The following is a 22925-nucleotide window of genomic DNA, read 5'->3' as shown; positions in this document are numbered from 1 at the left end:
TTTACCTAAAGACCCACTTTTCTAAACATTCAAAAAAATAAATGTTTATCCATCTGTGAATCAATCGCGAAGGTCCACTTGTAGTTGCATTGCCAGGTAGGCCATCAATCCAGCACCTACAGGTAAACATCGTTCATCGATATCAAAATTTGGGTTATGTACCGATACCTCTTTACCTATTCCGGTCCGATAAAAGATCGCTGGAACTTTTTGAGAGTAATATGCAAAGTCCTCAGACGTCATTCTTGTACCTAAATGCTCAACATTTTCATGCCCTAAATATTGCATAGCAAAGGTTTTCGCCTGATTTGTGCTGTTTTCATCATTGATCAGACTAGGATAGCCCAAATCAATTAAAATGCTTGCAGATGCTCCGTGTTTTTCACAAATACTTTCGATGGCCTTGCGAATACGGCTATGCATGTGCTCACGAAAACTTTCATCCAAGCACCGAAAAGTTCCTTCCAATCTTACTTGATCGGGAATCACGTTAGTAGCACCACCGAGACTGTTTATTTTACCGATACTCAATACGATTGGCTGGTTTTCTTTTTTTTCTTCATCGACCAGATTTTGAAGTGCAATCACAACTTGTGAAGCAATTTTGATGGGATCGATGCATAAATGCGCCAAAGCTGCATGTCCGCCTTTCCCCAAAATATCAATATACAATTCATCGCAAGATGCCATGAATTGTCCAGCCTTCAGCCCTACTACTCCGACATCCATTCCTGGCTGCACATGCTGGCCTATTATAACATCGGGTCTCGGATTTTCAAGTGCGCCTTCTGCGATCATTATAGACGCCCCGCCAGGTAATTTTTCTTCGCCGGGTTGAAAAATAAACTTAACAGTTCCACCCCATTGGGTTTTCATTTGCTGCAAAATAATCAATGCACCCAATAACCAAGTCATATGTACATCGTGACCGCAGGCATGCATTACGCCTTCATTTTGGGAACTATACGAACAGTTGTTTTTTTCCTGAATAGGCAGCGCATCCATATCTGCACGCAAGGCTATCACGCGTTTTTCATTTTGATGCCCATGCAAAGTACCTACAATTCCATATTGTGCAAATCCACTCTTATAAACAATACCATACTGATCTAAAATTTGCTGAATAAAAGCAGATGTCTTTTGTTCTTTAAATGACAATTCGGGCCAGCGGTGAAGATGGTTTCTCCATTCTACCAATTGATCTTGCAGAAGTGAAGCAAGCTCTTTGATTTTTGGGATGATTTGTGTCCTCATTTATTTTTGGTCCAGTTTTAAAAATTCTTTTAAGCAAATATCCAGGTCCATCCATACTGTATAATTCCAAGCATAATTGTGGACCATTTGAATCGCAATCTCTTGCATATATTGTTGTGAATTCAATTGGAAAACCTGTAAGATACCTTCTTTCAAAGGCGGAAGATTTAGTTCCATCTTTTTAAATCTGTCATAAGATACCCAGCTACGTTGATTTGTTATGACTTTAAAAATATTCAACAAATATTGTTTTTTATCCTTATATAAAAAAATGAGGATCCAAATAAAGCTCAAATGCAAACATGCAAACAATACATCAAACAATCTTTTCTGGCGTTGAAACACTTTTTGCGATAGATGATAATCAAGTTCAAATGAATAGATATCTCCGGGCTGATCTTTTGAAGAACTCCCAACGATTCCGCTTCCGCTGGAAGTCAATATTTTAAAATCAGCTTTTCCTCTAAACTTTGCGATAAACCCAAGAATTTCCTTCCATGGCATGTTTTTTTCGCATAAAATAATCTCATGGATATTATTTATGCGAATAAAATCAACCCACATTTCCGGTGTAAAGTTCAATGTGTTCTCTACATTTTTATGCATTAGTTGAATTTTATTCCGGGTAAATTGAATCAATACTTTAGCTTTTTCAAACTGCGAATCATCGCCTATGACAAGACCATTTAATGGCTGGTCGGAGCCAATGGTCCATTGGTTTTTAATAAATTTATTTAAAAATAATCTGCTCATGATGGCATAGCCGATTACATAAAAAAAAGAAAATACCAACAACATCCTGGAAGCTCTCCACTCCTCCGGCAGCATAGCATACAACATGAGATTTATAAAAAATCCCCAAATGGCAGCAATTACGATATCTTTAAGTGTATACTTTTTTTCATAAACGCCCTGATAATAAAAGCTTGAAATCCAAATCAGTATAAACAATGCGGTATTTATAAGGGTCGGTAATTTGTCCAAATAATCTGAGTTTCCATGATAAACTTCTGACCAAACATTTCGGATAAATTGAAATCCCAAACACAAAGCAATCCCATCTATCAACACCATTCGAAGTTGAATAAAGCTGCTCTTTACAGCGCTCATCAGTGCTTTGGCCCAAATAAGGGCTTTTAAAAAAACGATAAAAAACGTTTTTTGTCCGCCAGTGATATGTTTAAAAGAGAAAATGATCATCGCATTGTAAAATGCGGTGAGGTAATTCAAACTCGATTTGCGCGTACTTTCACCTTTGAAATGCAGGATCGTGGTTTCCGGAAAATAATAGTTTATGTATCCGGCTTTTTGAATTCTATAAGACAAATCAATGTCTTCGCCATACATAAAGTAAGCTTCATCAAAACCCTCCAATTGTCTGTACAATTCCGTTTTCATCATCATGAATGCTCCCGATAACACATCAACTTTTTGAATTTTGTCTTCGGTTAAATGCCCCAAATAATAAGCATTGAATAAAGATGATTTAGGAAAAAGTTTATAGAGTCCTGACATTTTACAAAATGAATTCCACAATCCTGGAAATCCTCTTTTGGACTCTGGCAAAAAATGTCCAGCACCATCCAGCATTTTAACACCTAAGGCACCTGTCTCCGGGTGCTTCTCAAAAAAATCTAAACATTTGATCAGACAATCTTCTTCAACCAGCGTATCAGGATTAAGAATCAAAACATATTGCCCGGTGGCTTGCCTTACGCCTATATTATTAGCTTTTGAAAATCCTAAATTCTCTTTTGAGGCTACTAATTTCACCGATGGAAACATTTCAAGGACCATTTCAACTGAATCGTCCATTGATGCGTTATCGACAACGATAATTTCGGCTTGAATGTTGGTGATTGCCTTGGAAACGGAATTTAAACACTGCTCCAAAAAATGCCGCACATTGTAATTGACAATTACGATACTGAGTTTCACCCGCTAGTGTTGTCTGTTAATTGATAAGGGGTGCGATTCATTATAGATCGACTCAAAGTTAATTCATCTGCATATTCCAATTCCGACCCGAATGACACACCTCTAGCCAACATTGATAACTTAACGTTGACATCAGGCATATTCTTATGAATATAATAGGCAGTTGTGTCGCCTTCTATGTTTGGGCGAATGGCCAGAATAATTTCCTTTACCAGACCGGTCCTAACTTTTTCGAATAAAGCTGCTATATTTATTTTGTCAGGTCCTATACCATCTAAAGGAGAAATCAGCCCTCCCAATACGTGATATTGGCCTTTAAAGCTATGGGTTTCTTCGATGGCAAATAAATCGCGAACGGATTCAACGACACAAACAAAACTTGAATTTCGATGCGGATTTGAGCAAATTGCACAAATTTCGAAATCGCTATAAGCAAAGCAATTTCTGCAAAATTTCAAATCTGTCGCAATCAAATTTACTGAAGCCGCGAGATTTTTAGTGCGTTCCTTATCCTGTTGTGCCATGTGCAAGACCAATCTCAATGCGGTCTTCTTCCCTATTCCCGGTAATCCGCTTAAGGACAAAACGGCCTCATCTAGAATTTTCGAAATTTGATTCATGGCTTAAAATTATACATTTTTATAATTCATAAGTATCTGATAACGGTCCATTTTAAACTATTATGTGGCTTTCGATGCGCAATCAGATAATTAAACGGGAATAACTTAATTTTGCATAAAATTAGTGCGATGGCTTCTGTAATTAAAATGCCCAGGCTTTCTGATACCATGTCTGAAGGTTTTATCAAAGGCTGGAACAAAAAAGTAGGTGACAAAGTTAAACCGGGAGATGTTTTAGCTGAGGTGGAAACGGATAAAGCAACCATGGATTTGGAGGCTTTTGAAGAAGGTACGCTTCTGCATATAGCTGTACAACAAGGGCCAGTACCAGTAGATGGCATTATTGCCATCGTCGGACAAGCCAATGAGGAATTTCAACATTTATTAAATCCGAAAAAAAACACGTCGGATTTAATAATAACAGCAACCAAAAACCAAGGCTCATCTTCAGATGCTACAAATAATTCTGTGCTTGCGACCCCATCGGAGCATGCATCAATTGCATCCACAACCGACCAACGCATTAAAGCCTCACCATTAGCAAAAAGTATCGCCCGTGAAATGGGCATCCCTTTGAATCAACTAACTGGTAGCGGAGATCATGGCCGGATTGTCAAAAAAGACGTAGAAAATTTCAAACCTTTAACTTCCACCATTTCAAAGAATTCGGCTCAGTTTGCTATTGGCGACAAAGAAGTAGAACTCAGTCAAATGCGCAAGACCATTGCAAGGAGATTAGCTGAGAGTAAATTCACAGCACCGCACTTCTATTTGACGACTGAAGTAAATATGGATTCATGCGTCCAGGCTAGAAATCAATTGAATGAAATCTCGCCTGTAAAAATATCTTACAATGATCTAATTGTGAAAGCTTGTGCATTGGCCCTTAAAAGTAATCCCGGAGTCAATGTTTCCTGGATGGGCGACAAAATGGTTTATCATGGTGATGTACACATAGGAGTGGCTGTAGCCATTGAAGATGGTTTGGTCGTTCCGGTCGTCAAACATGCAGATTTGAAATCTCTGATAAGCCTCAAAGAAGAAATTGGTGATAAAGCAACACGTGCAAAAGAGCGCAAATTAAACCTTGATGAAATGCAGGGAAACACGTTCACCATCTCAAATCTCGGCATGTTTGATATTGAACATTTTACAGCAATCATCAACCCACCGGATGCATGTATACTTGCTGTAGGCTCTATTCAGAAGAAACCTGCCGTTGTAGAAGACCAGCTGGTCATTTCACATCGCATGAAGATGACTTTGTCTTGCGATCACCGCGCCGTTGATGGAGCAACCGGAGCTAAATTTTTACAAAGTTTGAAAAACTTGCTCGAACAACCCGTGAGTATGTTGTTGTGATTTCAAACAAATATTAAGGCTACTGGAAAAACTAAAAAGGGAATTGATTCCCAATCCAATCAGGCCATCCCAAATTAACAAAAAATACCCGATAATTTCTTAATTCTTATTTTATTTCTGGGTTCCTGATTCTTTCTGAACAGGCACGGTAAGTTTGCGTCCACGCTTTTTGTGGCATTCACCAGCATTAGGTCCTGTTGGTTTTTCCATTTCTTTATCATCGGGAGAAGCAACTCTGAACTCTGCTCTGCGGTTGATGAGGTGGTTGGACTGATGTCCGCCCAATGGATGTTCTTCACCGCCATACATCAAAATAAAACGATCCCGTGAAATACCATAGGTATTGACCATATAATCTATGGCTTCTTTCGCTCGATTGTAGGATAATACCTTGTTGTATGCATTTGAATGCCTGATATCAGTATGTCCATGGACAGTGATCTTCAAACCTGGATGTGTTTTCATGACCTGGGCAACGCTGGCAAACTGAGGCGCATATTTTTCAAGTATACAATATTCGTCTAAATTGAAGTGCACCATTGGCAAGAACCACTCTACATTGCTCAACAAAGCTTTTGCTGCATCGCCGTCTTTGGTGCCGGGCGGTATACCCAATCTCTTGTCGAGTATATTTCGAACATCTCCTTCATTAATAGTTGGTGGAACGTTGGCAATTCCTTTGTCATTTACACCAAAACCTGGAGGAGAATACGGTTCCGCATCCAAATGATCTGGAATTCCGTCTTTATCACTATCTAAAGTCACGCCTCTGGTATCAACTGCTGCACCTGCAGGAGTTTCATTTTCCTGATCCAGTAAATCTATGATACCATCATTATCTGAATCTGTAGGATCGTATATAGGTCTTTGCTTTAAATCGGCGATATCCGACATGACTGCATCCAATGGATTCAACCAATACAGAGGTTCCTTTTTTGTTTTTAAAGCTACCAAGATTAATCGCTAACCTTAAATTGGTAAAATGTTGAACGTCATTTTCAGTTGTTTGATCAAGGTTCGTTCTCCATCTGATGCCATCGAGATAATCATTATCAGTTAAACCTATCTGATGCTCGAGCGCTATGTTTATTCGCCTGTTTATTTTTCTGGCAAGACCTATACCTGCCTGAAATAACACATGGGCATTGTAATCATCGCCAAAACGAAAAATGCCTTTTTGCTCATAGGCTTTCGTCTCATATTTTCCATCGTATATATTTTCTATTTTGTCTTTGATCTCAGATCTTCCCTTACTGGTGTTAAAACGATCTACCGTAAATCCGGTCAACTGCACAAGATTTTTATACACCCCATTTTGATCTTTTAAATCCAGTTCTGTCTTGTGGTGATCTAATCCCAAACCTACAAACATATACCAATTCCAAACATTGTGATCCTTATGAAACAAGATGTTACCAATATTGAGTACCCCTTGCAAACTTGCAGATAAATATTTTGTGCGATAGGAAGGAAACCAGGAATTGCCACCGGCATTAGTACCGTAACCATAGAAAACTTCCTGCTCATTGTCGAGAGAAGAATTGTATGGTTGTGGTTCTAAGCCATAAGCGATGCCATAAAATAAATCAGCACGTATTGAAAACGCATAATGCAATGCACGTCTTACATGTAAAGCAAATCCATAACCCGGAAGGCAATAATCTACATCACCACTGATAAAATAATTTCCAACACCCACACCTATTTCCCACATATGCTTCGGCTTCGGAGGATATTTTGCCTTTCCTGATTTCCACTGAGCATCTGCACCACCCAGTTGAAGGTCATTTTTAGAAGTATCCATTACGATGGTTCCTAACACCACATTCTTATCTTGGTCTTTCAGAAGCAGAGGTGCAGACATCGTTGGAGGTGAAGATTGAACGTCCAGGTTTTGTTGAATTTGAACGGCTTGGTTTGGCTTTTCTTCAATAAGTGGGGTTCTTCCTTCCTTGAATGTATCTACTACAACTACTACAGTGTCAGAGGATGGTGGAACTGCATGATTTTGCCCAAACGCTAAGTTCAAACCAATAAAAAGTAAAAAGTAAATGGATAATCGTAGCCTCATGCGGAAAACTTTGGTCAAAGGATATGGGCAAAAAATATGTCCTAACAAAGTTATGCAAAAACCCGGCCATTTTAGCTAAAGTTTATATAAAAATATTACTAGATACATATATTGCTTATAATGAGCATAATATGTAATTAATCACAAATAGAGGTCCAATGCATTTTGGATCAAAAAATTGGATTTTTGCCCATCATTTGTAATTCTGCAAACTGCCTTGGAAATAATTTGATCTACATCATTAAAAATCGCATTTTCTTCAATGGGGCCTTCACCAGATAACAAATAAGAGAAAAGTCGAGCGACCCCGCAATTTGCTATAAAGTCAGGAATAATGGCTACTTTTTCATCGAGCTCCCGAGACAATGAACCATAAATGATCTCTTCTTCATCGAAAGCAACATTCGCCCCACAAACCATCAATTCAAGTCCCTGTCGGAGTAAACCGTTGGATAATTCGCGGGTCAACAAGTCTTGAGGCGGCTGCTGGTATGAATGCATCAATTTTGAGCGTTTCAATCTGGGATGCAGCTAGTTGGCCTTCCTTTCCTTGTACCTGGAGCAAGGTATTTCCCTTTCTTTCCATAAAAGTTTATCAATATCTTCAAAGGATGCTCCCTTTCATTCAAATAATAAGAATTCCGATCCTGAATCAAAACGATCTTCCCACCATCTCTTGACAAGTACCATCCTGCAGCAGCTCCCACATTTCCCCAGCCTTGAATAAAAAATCGTTTGTCTTTGATTCCGCTTGAAGAAATCTGCTGGTAATAGGCTTTAATCGCAGAATACACTCCGAAACCGGTTATAATGTCTGCCGTGGAATAAGGTGATCCCGCTTTGAACGGGGCAAAATTGGGATTCGTCAAAAGCAAGGATGTACCTTGTTTTAAACGATTCAAACGGAGGGCACTTTTTTCTGCATTCAAGGCATAATGGCCCGTGAGAACACCTTGCTGCGGATGCATAATTCCAATCTCCTGCAACATCGGACTCACCTCCAAACGCTCATCCACATTTAAATCGCCTGCCGTTCCATAATAAGTTTTCAGCAAGGGACTTATAACTTTGAACCAACGGGACAACACTTCTTTTTTACGCGGATCATTGGGATCAAAATTAATTCCCGATTTCGCTCCACCGATTCCAGGTCCGCAAACATTAAATTTGACCTCCATGGTCTTAGCGAGTTCAACGACCTCAGTTTTAGTAAGGCCCTTCCGCATGCGAGTACCACCACCTGCCGCACCGCCTTTGAGTGAATTGATGACGACCCATCCGATCGCTTCCGATTCCGGATCTTTCCACTCGAATATGATTTCTGGCGCCTTGATTAAATATCGATCTAACGCATTCATACTTATAATTTCTTTAAAACATATTAAATAAATAATTAATATGTATATTTGTTCCACAATTTCGTTTATGCATTCAAATTCTTCACATGGATTTTTGGATCCTGGCTCAGATCTTGCTGGCATTTTTGCAAATCAAGCTGCAAATTACTACCGAAACCCAAATTCAAAATGGATACTTTTTAATGTACATTCTGAACAAGGAAATCGAATGATGCAGAGATTGGAAAATTTGTCATCGGCCTATTTTGATAAAGATGGTATATGTTATGGTGGTGAATTGTATCCGGAACAACTTGAAGAAAATACGAACATGCTTTATCATTTAATGCATGTAGAAAACAAAACTGTCATTCTTGCCGGTGCCGGTGCAGAATGGATTGCAGCCGTTCAAAAACAGTGGTCAGTGCATTACAATCCATATAGGTTAAGTATCGTGAGCGATAAAACTTTGCTCACACACAAAATTCAAGAGGATTGTATGTATTTAAAGGAGATGCACTTTTTAGGGCTCCAACGACATTTCTTAAACCCAGGAACAAAAGGAATTTCCCAAAGTATTCGATTGGGTGAATTGCGCAACAATGCAAGCTGTGCAGATCCGTATATTCGTTCTTCTGAATTTATATATTTTGATTTGAATGCAGTTCGTGCTGCTGATTGTCCGGCAACTACTTCACAAAATCCAAGTGGTTTATATGCAGAAGAAGCAGCAGCCTTGTCAAGAATGGCCGGAATGTCTGATCGAAACAAATGTTTTGTGATTTCTGATTGGAATTCAGAAAAAGATGAAAGAGATATTACTGCAGAACTCGTTGCTCAAATGGTATGGTATTTTTGGGAAGGTTGTCATTTAAAACAGCTCGACCAAGCGCTTCAAAGACATCAACTGACCAACTATCAGGTACACCTGCACAATATTGACTATGTTCTGAATTTTTACAAATCTGAACAATCCGGCAAATGGTGGTTTGAAGAGCCTCTGGTCGACAATGAGTTTTCCAATCAACTCATACCCTGCTCTTATGAAGAATATATGCTTACTGCAAAAGATCAAATTCCAAAAAGAATACTAGAAAAGATCAACGGATAAGTTTTTCAAGTTGCGATGATCTAGAACCTTTGATAAGAATGGCAGCACTTTCAGGCCAGTTTTCTTGAAGCCAAAGTTTACAATCTTCATTGGTGGTAAAATATTTGAGTTGATCATTTTCTTGAATATTTTGAAAAGCTGTTCCAATAAAAATAACTTTATTAAAATTTTTGGTGCTTGCAAAATGAATGAGATGCAAGTGTTCTTCTTCAGAATAATCTCCTAATTCTGCCATCTCACCCAGCACCACCCATTTGTTAGGGAGATCCATATTAGCAAATGTTTCTAAACTGCTATGCATCGAACTCGGATTTGCATTATAGGCATCCAATAATATGTTACACCCATTGTGTATCTTCCATTCTGAACGCATGTTCGTTGGGACATAAGCCTCTATACCTGTCTTTATTTTATTGGTTTCGATTCCAAACCAGGATGCTAATGCGCAAGCACAAAGGATGTTGCAATAGTTATACTTTCCCATGAGCTTTGAATGTATTCGCTCACCCTGGAATTCTAATTGTATATCCGGCAATTCCTGAATCAATCGTCCTGTGATCATAGCTGCCCATTGTTCGTCGCCAAAACTGATATGATGATCTGCATTTGTATAAATATTTCGAATGGAGTCATCATTAAGATTATAAAAGCAGGCACCTTTTTTGATATCTAGATATCGGAACAATTCCGATTTGGTTTTTAGGATCGCTTCATAAGAACCAAATCCTTCTAAATGAGCTTTTCCTATACTGGTAATTAATCCAACATCTGGATCTGCTATTTGACATAACTCGTCAATTTCAGTTGTCCTGTTTGCGCCCATCTCGATAATAGCTACTTCCGTTTGATCCGTAATGCGCAAAAGAGTAAGTGGGACACCAATATGATTGTTTAGATTTCCAATCGTTGCAAGGGTCTCAAAGCCCTTAGAAAAAATGCTATAACAAAGTTCTTTAGTAGTCGTTTTGCCATTACTTCCAGTTATAGCTATGATTCTGGCTTTCGAAAGTTTTCTATTTAATTGAGCCATGGTTTGCAACTCCTGCAAACAATTTTCGACGCGAATCAAACCCGGATGATAGGGCAGATCTTCATCTACAATGGCATAAGCGGCTCCTTGATCTAAGGCAGATAAAGCAAATTGGTTGGCATTGAAATGAGGACCTTTCAGGGCAAGGAAGACGCCACCGGAAATAACATTTCTGCTATCCGTAAATATTTTTCTGTCTTGTTGTAAATACCTGTTATAAGATTCCGGATAATTCATAAAAAAAAACTCACAGCAAAAATTGCCGTGAGTTTAATTGTTTTTTTAGAAATGACTGTAATTTATTTATAGTCTCTTTTCGTTTGAGGCAATTTGCGATTAAAATCAAGACCACCTGCATCATCATTTCCTTCGGGTCCTCCTGTACGCGTCATCGCGCAACGGAAACCGATGGTACGGTCAGATTTATCTTCATCTTTAAATCTTCTGGCTCCGGGTGATAACCAAAACAAGCGATCTGCCCAGGAACCTCCTTTGTATACCCGCGACTTTTCATTGATCAAAGAAGATTTTCCATATTGATATTTGATCAATTCATCATCGTCATCGCGGTATTTTTTAACATCTGCTTTATTATAGTTCTCGCGGAACTCAACAGCAGAGTCAGATACCACTTGATAAGTCAACTGGCCTATGCTGTCTTTTTCAACCGGATTACCTGATTCATCGAGGATCAATTCTTTGAATTCGTTACCACGAAAAGGGTTCAGGTCATGATTTTCAACATCGCGCAAAGTCGTTGATGTTAAAGGTCTGAACAAGTCTGCAACCCATTCTGCTACGTTTCCACCCATGTTATAGAGTCCGAAATCATTAGGATAATATGACTTAGCGGGAGCAGGGATATGTGCGTGGTCATTTAATTTACCGGCCATACCCATATAATCACCATGTGATCTTTTGAAGTTCGCCAAAATTTGTCCCATGTATTTATCTCTCCTCTTGTAACGCGCTCCTGCACCATCCCAAGGGAAATTTCTGCGATCTGTGATCAATTCATCTTTGTTTTCTGATTGTTTGCCTTTCAAAGCTAAAGCTGCATATTCCCACTCGGCTTCTGTTGGCAAGCGATACTCTGGAAGAAGGATTCCATCCTCAAATTTCACAGGTCTTTCTCCTCCGGTTTGAATGTCGGGTAAATTCTTGCGAACATTTCCTTGGTACTGTCCTGCCAAATAAGAATTGGTGTTGAAGTTGTCTGCATCAACCTGTTCCGGATTTGGGTTCAGAATGCCCTTTTCGATAAGGATCATTTCATTGACCCTGTTGGTACGCCATTTACAATATTCAACAGCTTGTAACCAGCTAACACCTACCACCGGATATTCATCATAAGATGGATACCTAAAATAAGTCTCAACGAATGGTTCGTTGTAAGCCAATTCTTCACGCCAAACTAAAGTATCCGGCAATGCTTGTCTGAAAACTTCAGGGTAAGATTTGTATACCCTGTTCAGCCAATAAATGTATTCTCTATAGTTGATATTGGAAACCTCAGTCTCATCCATATAGAAAGAAGATACCGTCACCCTTCTTGGAATGTTATTCCATTCATAGGTTACATCCTCTTCCGTTAGTCCCATTGTAAAGGTTCCCCCTTCAATGAGGACCAAGTTTGGACCTGTGATTTGACCTTGATAATCAACTTTTTCGAATCCGCCCCACTTAGGGTCATTGTACTTCCAGCCAGTGGCTGAAGATTCGTCTGTGCTTCTTTTACTGCAGGCTCCTACTATCAATAACGAGCCCAACAGAAAGACTAAATGGAAAAATTTGCCTTTCATCCTACTACTTACTTTTTAGGGGAACAAAGATAAACATTAATTTATTGTACAAACAAGAATTTTTTTCTACCTAAATGCTTCAAAACAATCACTTATATTGCTTTTCTGCTTGAATACTTCTTCAAGATACATTCCAATACTCAATTCATGGCTCCCACCTGTTCCAATCCCCAACGACGAAGTCGTATAATCGAAACTGTAAGCAAACTTCCACAGGCCCTTTCTCAATCCAAATACGGCGATGAGGGCATCTGAATTGTCTTTTGCCATTCGGTACCAAAGTCCACCAAAAACCGTGCTAACTTCTAATTGTGCCCCAACATTAACTTGCATAAATTCAGATTGTCGGGCAAACAACAAAGAAGGGTTAATAAATACCTGCCTGGATGTTCTTTTTCCAAGCCCAATCCTCGCACTTCCATGTAATACCCACCGAATAGGTATCCCATTATACGCTGCAGTATTGACTTGCAAGATATCATTACTCGGCGAATTAATATGTTTTGCTGAAAAGCCGACATTAAAATAGGGATTAAAATAAAGCAGTCCGGTTCCAATATCAAGATAGCTACTTTGTATTTTATTGGGACGCAATTCCTGACTGGGATATGGGGTTCCTCCAGGAGAAATGGCCCCAAATTCAGGATTTAGCTGATCTCCAAAAACATATTTGTCCCAACCATATCTCGTTTGTACCCCTCCAAGCTCTATACCTCCTCTCAGGTAATTGCCTTTGCTGATTTTAGCCTGATAACCATAAGTGAATGCTGCTTTTAAAGTTTTAATTAATCCACCACCCGCATCATCAGCAAGCAATTGAAAACCCAAACCGCTATTGATGTCTTTAAAAAACTGATCATAACTTACAGCATAGCTTACATAAGCCGGGGAAGATTTATCCAAAACCGGCCATTGATTTCGGTAGATCATTTCGATGTGCGGAGCATAACTGATACCACTAAAACCCGGATTGATATGCATAGGCATTGCATAATACTGACTAAACAATGGGTCCTGCGCTTGCACCTGAACATCAAATGTCCAGATAAAACACATCAGCATTATTCTATACACGAAAGCGTTAATGTGGCGAAAGCTTGGTAATATTTCAATCATTCAATCGTTAATCTTATATTTGGAAACAATTCTAGTCCCCCATTTATTGTAAACGTATGAAGTTCAAAATTATCTCTTTTTTACTCTTAGCCGTTCATTTTTTAAATTCACAATCGCAAAGGATTGAAGTTAACCTTCAATGGGAACTTGATGCATTCGAATCGAATGGCAACATACTCAACGACTTGAGCTTTAAACAAGCCTCTAAAAAAGCAGGATTAAGCAGACTCCCTTTTTATAAATATGAATTTAAATTGCCTCAAAATGGACATCTTGAAGCAAAACTTATCATTAAAAAAGAATTTTCCAAAAAAGCACAATTTACAAGTTCAGAAATTGACGAACTCAAAGATGCCTATATTCTTCAAACCCACGTTTTAGAATCCAGATCCAATTTTACAGGAATCATTGAACTTCTGCCACTTCGCAAACTGGAGGAGTCTCAGGTGCATTTGCTCCATCAATTTGAAATCGAATACAATTTCATTCCTGCATTCAGTCCTGTGCCAATACCTGAATTCACCAGAATATCAAACCTTTCGTCAGGAATCTGGCATAAAATAGGCATTCCGAAACGCGGACTGTATAAACTGGATAGGTCCTACTTTATCAATACGATGAAATTAGATGTGAGCAATCTTGACCCAAGGCGCATTCAAATTTATGGAAATGGTGGACAGATGTTGCCGGAATCGAATGACGAAGCATTTATCGATGATTTAAAAGAAAATGCAATTTATTTTAAAGGAGAATCAGATGGAAAATTTGATGATGGCGATTTTATTTTATTCTATGCTGCCGGTCCGGACAGTTATGCATTTGATTCTGCCAGTCAAAATTATTCCTATCGCAAAAATGTGTACATGGATGAGTCCATTTATTTCATAAGACTGGATGGAACGAATTCGAAACGAATGGCATCCATTCCATCTGCAGAAAATCCGGATTATACCAGTCAACAAACATTTGATTTTATACATTACGAAAATGATCTCGTCAACCTATTGGATTTAGATCCAGGAGGTGAAGGATCTGGTAAAGATTGGTATGGAGAAGAATTAAGTAATACCCGTGAATTTGATTTTGGGAATACTTTCATATTCGATCACATTGATGTGAACCAAAAAGCTAAATTCAGTTTTGCATTTGCAGGAAGAGCCCCAACGAGCAGTGTAGTTTACGCCGAAGTAGAAGATAAAACGGTCTCCCAAAATATATTTCAGATCACCATCAGCAGTATTAGCCGATTTGCGAACATTGCTCGCCGGACAGATGAATTCCAGCCGGTGAGTGATTTGATCCGCGCCAAGATAAGATATCCTCTAATCAACGGAACAAATTCTGAAGGATGGTTAGATCATTTCAGGATTTCCGCCTACAAAAAGCTAATTTGGACCGACAAACCTATTTACATTTTGGATCCCGTATCTGCAAAGTATGAAGTCAGTCAATTCAGAATTGAGAATGCCGGAACTGGAAAATTGATTTGGGATATATCAAATCCATTGGATGTTCAATCCATTCAGGCTAAACCCGCAACCGGTAGTGAACTTCAATTTGCTATTCCTACCAAAGCAAGATACAAACAGTTGTTAGTTTTTAGCGAAACAGGCTCCTACCCTACTCCTATTTATAAAGGAAGTACCGGCAACCAAAATTTACATAGTCTGGATCAGTTGGATATGCTGATCGTATATCATAAATCTTTTAAAAATGAAGCTGAACAATTACAAGAACACCGAAGTCAGCATTCAGGTTTACGGATCACTTCCGTCGAATTGGACCAGATCTATAATGAATTCTCTTCCGGATCACAGGATCCTGCCGCCATCAGGAATATGTGCAGGATGCTTTACTCCAGAAATTCGGATTTTAAATACCTTTTATTATTTGGTGACGGTAGTTACGATATGCGCCATCGGAATAAAAAAGATCCTGATGAAAATTTTATAGTGAGTTATGAAACAGACGAAAGTTTGGATCCCATTACTGCTTTTCCAAGTGATGATTTTTTGGATTATTGGATCCGGGAGAAGGCAAAAATCTGGCCGGAAAACTTGATTTAAATATTGGAAGATTGGTAGCTCGTGACAGTAGTGAGGCTAAAAATTTAGTTTCCAAAATCATCCGTTATGACAAAGACCCGAAAACCATGGGTGATTGGAAACTAAATACACTATATACTGCAGACGACGAAGATTCAAATATACATTTTCACCAGGCAGAAACGATCGCAGAAAAAACGGCATCCATTCACCCTGTTTTTAATCAGGAAAAAATATATTTGGATGCTTATACCCAAACTACAACACCAGGAGGGGAAAGATATCCTGAAGTGAATAAATCCATCGCCAATGCATTTTTCCAAGGCACACTGGTGATGAATTATTTAGGACACGGCGGTTATACCGGATTGGCGCAAGAGCGCGTATTTCAAAACAACGAAATACCCAATCTTGAAAACTATTACAAGCTTCCGTTGGTCATCGTTGCTTCCTGTACCTTCAACGGTTATGATGATCCCTCCAAGACCAATGCCGGCGAGGAAGGATTGCATAATACCAATGGCGGATTTCTAGCCCTGTTTTCAACGGTCAGGGCCGTTTACAGCGACGATAATTTTGACCTGACATCTTCTGTTTATAATTTACTTTTTCAATTTGAAAACGGAAAACCATTACCCCTGGGAGAAATTATGCGGCGGGCAAAAAATGAACACTCTTCGGGATTTATATTATTAAATTCTAGAAAATTCCTTTTGTTTGGAGACCCGTCTCAACATCTAGCCATCCCACAATTTAAAAACAAAGTCACAACGATCAACGGCAAGGCGGTTGGCAGTGCAATTGATACATTTCGGGCTTTGGAACGCGTCAATGTGAGCGGAATTGTAACCGACCAAAACGATGTACTACAATCGACTTTTAATGGTAAACTATATATAACTGTTTTTGATAAAGAAATTCAGCTTCGCACAAAAGCGAATGACCCGGGTTCTTATTCCGATAACTATTCCATTCAAAAAAATATTATTTACAAAGGATTGGTAAATGTGAAGGATGGCAATTGGAGTTTTAGTTTTAAAATTCCTAAGGATATTAATTACGAATTTGGTCGCGGTAAAATCAGTTTGTATGCTACGGACGAGATCAGTCGTGATGCTGCCGGATATGAAGACCAACTAATCATTGGAGGCGTTTCAAGCGATTCGTTAATAGATGATAATCCACCGGTTGTAAAAGCATTTATTAACGATGCAAATTTTATTTCAGGCGGTATCTGTGGGCCGGAAGCCAAATTATATGCCCAAATAAGTGATGATACGGGAATCAATATTTCAGGAAACAGCATAGGACATGATCTGATTGCCGTCATTGATCAAAATTCAAGATCCCCAATTGTTCTCAACCAATATTATACATCCCAACTCAACAATCCTCTGGAAGGAGAACTGTTGTATTTACTTCCAAGATTATCGCCGGGCAAACACAGCATTACAGTAACAGCATGGGATATCTCCAATAATTTTGGAACTGGTACAGTTGAGTTTTTCGTAATCGATGAAAACGAGATTGTGATCAAAGACGTTTATAATTATCCCAACCCATTTAATGAATATACGAAATTTCAGTTTCAAACTAATTGGTCTGCAGCCGAATTGTCCATTGAAATAGACATTAGGGCTATATCCGGGCAACCAGTGCGCAAGCTCCAACAGAAAATTCAAAATAATGGCTTTAGAGTTATAAGTATGGAGTGGGATGGCAGAGAAGATGGCGGAGCTGAAATTCCAAATGGCGTTTATACTTATAAAGTGACGATTAGTGGAAAAAAAGAAGGTGAAATCATTAAAAAAGAATCTCCACCTCAAAAATTGGTGCTTGTTAAATAATAAAACACAGGCATTTTGAGTTTATTCATTGATTTTCGTCAATAATTAAACTTTACGAACACATTATCGTAAAGCTTAATATTTAAAATCGTAGTACTTTTGCATCTTATGAATACTGATTTCCCTTTTATGCGTAGTTTAAGCCTCATTCTTCTCGTTTGTTCATTTCATTACATGAATGCTCAGACCTGGGATCCCAACCGTGGTTGTATCGTCGATAACAGCACCGGCGATTGTCTTCAAAACACTATTTTAACTGCAATGCCCTTTTTAAGGATCAATCCGGATACGCGATCAGGAGGACTCGGAGATGCAGGTGTAGCCCTTACCGCTGATCCCAATGCAATGCACCATAATGCTGCAAGGCTGGCTTTTTCAGAACAGAATCTCGGTATTTCAATTACTTACTCCCCATGGTTGAGGAATTTAGGAATTGACGATATTTATTTGCTATACGCCTCTGGTTATTATAAAATAGACAAATTTCAAACGGTTGGAGGATCGATCCGATATTTTTCGCTTGGCAAGATCGATTTCCGCGATGAAAATGGTGTAGACATAGGTACTGGTCAGCCCAATGAAATGGAAATTGCCGCTGGTTACTCCAGAAAGTTATCAGATGTATTTTCGGCCAGTTTGACGGCAAAATTTGCATATTCAAACCTTGCCACCGGAAGAACTTTGGGTGCCTTTACCATTACAACTGCTAAAACATTTGCTGCAGATATTGGATTTTTTTATCGCAACAAACTTGGTGCAAGTGGTCGGAGGAATTATTTAAATGCAGGCGTTGCTTTGACCAACCTTGGTGCTAAAGTGACTTATACCAAAGGAGTTGTAAAGGATTTCATCCCTTCAAATCTAGCCATTGGTGCAGCTTATGAAATGAATTTCGATGATTATAATTCATTGACTGCAACTATAGAAATCAATAAATTATTGATTCCAAGTCCCCGCAAACCAGGCGACCCCGAATACGATGTCGATAATAACAAAATAGCAGATTACCGCGAGAAAGGTTTGTTTGAAGGTGTGTTTGGATCTTTAAGTGATGCACCCGGCGGTGCTAGCGAAGAATTACAAGAACTCATGTACTCTGTAGGATTGGAGTATTGGTACGATAAGCAGTTCGCTGTACGTGCCGGTTATTTTCACGAACACGAATTGAAAGGAAACCGAAAATTTCTAACCCTTGGATGTGGTGTCAAATACAATGTATTTGGACTAAATCTTTCTTACTTAGTCCCGGCAACTAATAATCGCAGTCCATTGGCTAATACGGTGCGTTTCTCCATCAGCTATGATTTTGACGGTGGGGGAAAAAGCACAGCTGCAGGGGAGGAATAGGCGTTTAGGCATGTAGGCATTTAGGTGTTTAGGCTTATAGGCAGGAAGCTTTACCTACATGACTGCATGAGACCACATTCCTACATTCCTACATTCCTACATTCCTACATTCCTACATGCCTACATGCCTACATTCCTACATTCCTACATTCCTACATTCCTACATGCCTACATGCCTACATGCCTACATTCCTACATTCCTACATTCCTACATTCCTACATGCCTAAAAAAAAATTGGGCAAGCATTACGCTCACCCAAAATTCCACTGTAAGCCGGATTCTGTTACCTCCGCAGAACGGAAGCATCTTATCATTTATCTGCTCTGCCTACCCCTCCATCTGTCTAATGACACCTCAGGGCCAGAGTACCTTTTCAGGTAATGGATATACATGGCATTTCAATCCGCAAGGTTTATCCCTGTGTTCAATTGCTCAAACACAGCGTGTGCTCTTACCACACATTTTCACCCTTACCTCAACGAATTGAGGCGGTTCTTTTCTGTGACACTTTCTCGTCAGAATAAATTCTGAGCCACCTGTTAAGTGGTGCGGTTGCCCTGCATTGTCCGGACTTTCCTCACCGGTAAAACCGGCGCGATAAGACGTGGAAGAACAAAGTTAGCCCATTTTCTTATGTTGTTCATTTTCGTAAAAACACATTAAAATAAGATATAATGTATTAAATCTTAATTTTACCTATTATTTCTATTGTGAATACCAGGGTTTTTAGAAATGCATACTTGATCTGGGCAGCTGCCCTGATGTTGCTTTGTTTAGGCAAAGTCTATGAATGGGCTTACCCGGGTTTTGAACATGATTACCGCAACTTTTTAAAAAATGAGATCCAGAAGGAACTGCAATCGTTTCATAAAATAGAACAAACCCAGTCTCAGCAAATCCAGAATTTATTAAATAGAAAGGACAGTACGGGTTTTAATCCCACAGCATTAATACAATACCTCGTTCACCAGGCTAGCCTTCATTGTGTCGTTTTTGAAAATCATTCAGCCAGATACTGGAGTGGTGAAGCTGCCTTCCTTAAAGATCTTTGGAGTCCAAGCTCCCGCATCAATGGCTTTCGCATTATCAAACACCTGGATGCCTATTACCTTGTTAAGAAGATCCAGTTTTCAAAGTCAGGAATTCCATATACCCTGATCAGCTATAAACCATTAGAAGCAGCCAATCAATCGTATATCCATGTCAACATTGCAACGGAAAAAACCGAGAAAACCGGTCTGATCATCCGAAATCCCATGGATCCCAAAAAGGCCTTGGGTATTCTTCACTTGGAAGGTGAATTTCTTGCCCCTGTTTATGGTAATGTTTTGATTCTGTTTTACTTTTTTGTATTGCTGTTATTCTACATTCCAGTACACAAGGTTTCAAGATATTTTTACACCCATAAGGATTACCCTTGGGGAAACATGATCTTGCTATTAGGCATTTTAGTGACTTCAAGCATGTGTCAGTGGATTGTTCACCAGAATGACTTTTACCATAGCATACTCACTGACAAATTAATTCATACCCGTTTTTATAATTACACGCTTTTTGAGTTTACTGTTTTCTCCTGCCTGTTTTTTCACCTGAGTTACTTTTTTTATAAGTATGCACTCATCACACAACTTGCTGCACCCCGGTGGACAGGATATCTGATCGTGTTGTTTAATTATCTTATTGCCTTATTTGCATTGGTGATTTATTGTTTTATTTTCAGTGCTGTCTTTATCAAATCAGATTACTATTTTGACCTCAACAATATATTTTCATTTAATTTTCAGCATTTCATTTTATTATTTGATTTACTTACAGTCCTCCTTGCAATTTTTTTAATTACAAACAAACTCACCACCAGTACTTATAGTTTTCAACTTGAATTCCGCAAACGTTTTATTTTCTTTCTGTTGTCTCTCATCATCGCAATTCCATTTATTCTCCAGGCTAAATTAGAAATTGGGCTTGCCACATTTTTGTTAGGTGCAAGTATCATTATTTGGATGCAGGATTTTTTCAATGAAGACTATCAAAAAAATATTCTTTGGCTGATTTCATGGATCATCGTTATCAGCATTTTAAATTCGAGTCTGATCTTTCATTACCAAAATCAGAAAAAAAGGTATGTCAAAGAACAATTGGTAACAAGTTATGTGTCTTGCATGAATGAGAACAAACCGGATTGTCTGGCAGACCTCATACAAAATTGCAATACTAATAATTATGATTTTTATTTTTATGAAGACAGGCTGCTCAAATTTTCCAGCAATGTGTTTAAACCAAATTATGACGAAAGTTTGCAATTCCTTAAAAAAGACAGCATCCGTCATATTAATATTGAAAGCAAAGACATTTTATATTTAAAGCCCTCAGCAAATCAATTGCTCATTTTGAGTAATCCTCTGGAATCAAGTTTAAAAGGCATTTCTTTATTTTCATATATGTTTACTTTGCTGATTGTGATATCGTATATGATCAGCCTGGTACATCAGAGGTTTCCTTTTTTGCCAGAGGATTTGCAGATCAGTTTCCCGGACAAACCCTCCTTAAAAAACAGGATTCAATTTTATGTAATACTTGGAATTGTAATCAGTTTTCTCATCATAGCTTTGACCACCGTATTTTTTACCAAGCGATCTGAAAACGAAATTTTTAAAGAAAACCTGATCAGTAAGACCCGAAATTTAAGTGGTTTTTTAGAATCCGCGATTCGAAATGCAGGGAGTGCAGATGATGCAAAAATTATTCTCCGGACGCAAATCAAACAAACAAGTCAAATGGTGGATTTCGATATTCGATTTTTCCATGAGAACGGCTTTGAGGATTCTGATAAAAGCTTGCATCAACACTATAATAATTCCATTCAACTGCTGAATCCGGCTTTTTATTTTCAATATCCATCATATGCAGAAGATATAGTTGTACTGGAAAAATCTGATAAACCAGATGAATTATATGCTTACCGCAATATATTTTATAATAATCAAAGAGCAGGAGTATTACAAGTAGATGCCCTGGCTTCACGCGAGTTAAGTTATAGTGCAAGGCTTGCCAATCTTGTAAATACCTTACTCAATATATACGTCTTTTTATTTTTAATAGCTGCGAGTCTGGCAACATTATTGGCAAACTCCATTACATCTCCTCTGGTAAGCCTTACGGATAAACTCAGAAGTATCCGCCTTGGAAAATCAAATGAAATGCTCGAGTGGAAAAGTGAAGATGAAATAGGAGAACTCATTCAGAATTATAATCAAATGGTCAATCAATTGGATGAAAGCGCACAATTGTTAGCCAAGACAGAAAGAGATTCGGCATGGCGGGAGATGGCCAAACAAGTAGCCCATGAAATTAAAAATCCGCTGACGCCCATGAAACTATCTATTCAATATTTACAGCAATCACTGCGGACCGGCACAGAAGATATCAAAGAAATGGCACAGAAAGTATGCCACACACTGATCGAGCAAATAGACAGCTTAAGTAAGATTGCCACGGAGTTTAGCAATTTTGCAAAGATGCCTCAAGCTCATAACGAAAAATTAATCTTGAATGATATTCTTGCATCTGTGCACGATCTTTTTCGCAAAAGGGAAGATATTGATATTCATTTAACCGTACCTATTGATGAATTGTATGTTTTTGCCGACAAAGATCAAATCATTCGCGTTTTAAATAATTTGATCAATAACTCGATACAGGCGATACCGGATTCCAGGCGGGGACAGATTTTTATTAGTATGGATTCAAATGGAAAAAATGCTATCATCTGTGTCAGAGACAATGGAAGCGGAATTCCCGAAGAAATGCAGTCAAAAGTTTTTCTTCCAAATTTTACATCTAAAAGCTCTGGGACCGGGTTAGGACTTGCGATGTGTCAACAAATCATTGAGCTCGCGAATGGAAAAATATATTTCAAAACCATTCCTGAAAAAGGGACCAGTTTTTTTGTTGAAATTCCATTGATGCGGATTGTTGATTTTGAAGATGCGCAATAAATACTTTTGCATATGATCAAATAAATGAAATTGAATCCTCATTTGAAGC

16 protein-coding genes and 1 other RNA gene are annotated in these 22925 nt (G+C 38.6%); 6 read left to right on the top strand and 11 right to left on the bottom strand.

The window, feature by feature from the left end; all coding sequences use genetic code 11:
• Window positions 1-60: 60 nt before the first annotated feature.
• Genes IPM92_04870 through recR form a run of 3 tightly spaced genes read right to left on the bottom strand, consistent with a single transcriptional unit; the run spans window position 61 to window position 3812 of the window.
• A complete protein-coding gene (locus tag IPM92_04870; GenBank protein ID MBK9107716.1) occupies window positions 61-1254 on the bottom strand; it encodes an amidohydrolase in 1194 nt (397 codons plus the stop codon).
• Window positions 1255-3192, bottom strand: a complete 1938-nt coding sequence (locus IPM92_04865) for a glycosyltransferase (GenBank protein MBK9107715.1) — start codon at window positions 3190-3192, stop codon at window positions 1255-1257.
• Window positions 3189-3812: a recombination protein RecR gene (recR, locus tag IPM92_04860; protein MBK9107714.1), complete on the bottom strand. Its 624-nt coding sequence runs from the start codon at window positions 3810-3812 to the stop codon at window positions 3189-3191. Before recR ends, IPM92_04865 begins: the two co-directional genes overlap by 4 nt.
• A gap of 129 nt (window positions 3813-3941) precedes the next feature.
• Here recR and IPM92_04855 point away from each other — a divergent pair, with 129 nt between their 5' ends.
• Window positions 3942-5174, top strand: a complete 1233-nt coding sequence (locus IPM92_04855; protein MBK9107713.1) for a 2-oxo acid dehydrogenase subunit E2 — start codon at window positions 3942-3944, stop codon at window positions 5172-5174.
• Window positions 5175-5285: 111 nt separating this feature from the next.
• Here the strand turns inward: IPM92_04855 and IPM92_04850 are convergent, their stop codons facing one another.
• From IPM92_04850 to IPM92_04835, 4 genes are all read right to left on the bottom strand, one after another.
• Window positions 5286-6068 (bottom strand): OmpA family protein, encoded by a 783-nt coding sequence (locus tag IPM92_04850; protein MBK9107712.1) that lies wholly within the window; start codon window positions 6066-6068, stop codon window positions 5286-5288.
• Window positions 6010-7245: a hypothetical protein gene (locus IPM92_04845; GenBank protein MBK9107711.1), complete on the bottom strand. Its 1236-nt coding sequence runs from the start codon at window positions 7243-7245 to the stop codon at window positions 6010-6012. The genes IPM92_04850 and IPM92_04845 overlap by 59 nt, the downstream gene beginning before the upstream one ends.
• Before the next feature lie 141 nt (window positions 7246-7386).
• Window positions 7387-7749 carry a hypothetical protein gene (locus IPM92_04840; protein ID MBK9107710.1) on the bottom strand — a complete coding sequence of 121 codons (363 nt, stop codon included), beginning with the start codon at window positions 7747-7749 and terminating at the stop codon, window positions 7387-7389.
• A gap of 11 nt (window positions 7750-7760) precedes the next feature.
• The gene (locus tag IPM92_04835; GenBank protein ID MBK9107709.1) at window positions 7761-8603 is read right to left on the bottom strand and encodes a hypothetical protein; all 843 of its coding nucleotides are present in this window, start codon (window positions 8601-8603) and stop codon (window positions 7761-7763) included.
• Window positions 8604-8670: 67 nt separating this feature from the next.
• Here IPM92_04835 and IPM92_04830 point away from each other — a divergent pair, with 67 nt between their 5' ends.
• On the top strand, window positions 8671-9693 hold the full coding sequence (locus tag IPM92_04830) for a hypothetical protein (protein ID MBK9107708.1): 1023 nt from the start codon (window positions 8671-8673) through the stop codon (window positions 9691-9693).
• On the opposite strand, the gene murF is transcribed toward IPM92_04830, so the two are convergent.
• The 3 genes from murF to IPM92_04815 form a co-directional block, all read right to left on the bottom strand.
• Entirely contained in the window at window positions 9683-10960 is a 1278-nt protein-coding gene (murF, locus tag IPM92_04825) for a UDP-N-acetylmuramoyl-tripeptide--D-alanyl-D-alanine ligase (protein MBK9107707.1), read from the bottom strand. The genes IPM92_04830 and murF overlap by 11 nt on opposite strands.
• A gap of 62 nt (window positions 10961-11022) precedes the next feature.
• Window positions 11023-12525 carry an SUMF1/EgtB/PvdO family nonheme iron enzyme gene (locus IPM92_04820; protein ID MBK9107706.1) on the bottom strand — a complete coding sequence of 501 codons (1503 nt, stop codon included), beginning with the start codon at window positions 12523-12525 and terminating at the stop codon, window positions 11023-11025.
• A gap of 66 nt (window positions 12526-12591) precedes the next feature.
• Window positions 12592-13581: a PorP/SprF family type IX secretion system membrane protein gene (locus IPM92_04815; protein ID MBK9107705.1), complete on the bottom strand. Its 990-nt coding sequence runs from the start codon at window positions 13579-13581 to the stop codon at window positions 12592-12594.
• 116 nt (window positions 13582-13697) lie between these two features.
• Here IPM92_04815 and IPM92_04810 point away from each other — a divergent pair, with 116 nt between their 5' ends.
• The 3 genes from IPM92_04810 to porV all read left to right on the top strand — a co-directional run bounded on the left by IPM92_04810 (window position 13698) and on the right by porV (window position 18880).
• Window positions 13698-15707, top strand: coding sequence for a hypothetical protein (locus tag IPM92_04810; GenBank protein ID MBK9107704.1), 2010 nt, complete (start codon window positions 13698-13700; stop codon window positions 15705-15707).
• Window positions 15662-17533: a type IX secretion system sortase PorU gene (porU, locus tag IPM92_04805; GenBank protein MBK9107703.1), complete on the top strand. Its 1872-nt coding sequence runs from the start codon at window positions 15662-15664 to the stop codon at window positions 17531-17533. Before IPM92_04810 ends, porU begins: the two co-directional genes overlap by 46 nt.
• A gap of 108 nt (window positions 17534-17641) precedes the next feature.
• Window positions 17642-18880: a type IX secretion system outer membrane channel protein PorV gene (gene porV, locus IPM92_04800; protein ID MBK9107702.1), complete on the top strand. Its 1239-nt coding sequence runs from the start codon at window positions 17642-17644 to the stop codon at window positions 18878-18880.
• Between the two features lie 258 nt (window positions 18881-19138).
• On the opposite strand, the gene rnpB is transcribed toward porV, so the two are convergent.
• Window positions 19139-19491: RNase P RNA component class A (gene rnpB / locus IPM92_04795), an RNA gene on the bottom strand.
• A gap of 100 nt (window positions 19492-19591) precedes the next feature.
• Here rnpB and IPM92_04790 point away from each other — a divergent pair.
• Complete coding sequence (locus tag IPM92_04790; GenBank protein ID MBK9107701.1) at window positions 19592-22876, top strand: HAMP domain-containing histidine kinase; 3285 nt, start codon at window positions 19592-19594, stop codon at window positions 22874-22876.
• The last annotated feature ends 49 nt before the right edge of the window (window positions 22877-22925 follow it).

The sequence above is a fragment of the Saprospiraceae bacterium genome (assembly GCA_016719615.1).
Taxonomy (GTDB): Bacteria; Bacteroidota; Bacteroidia; order Chitinophagales; family Saprospiraceae; genus Vicinibacter.
This window is presented reverse-complemented; position numbering and strand designations above follow the sequence as displayed.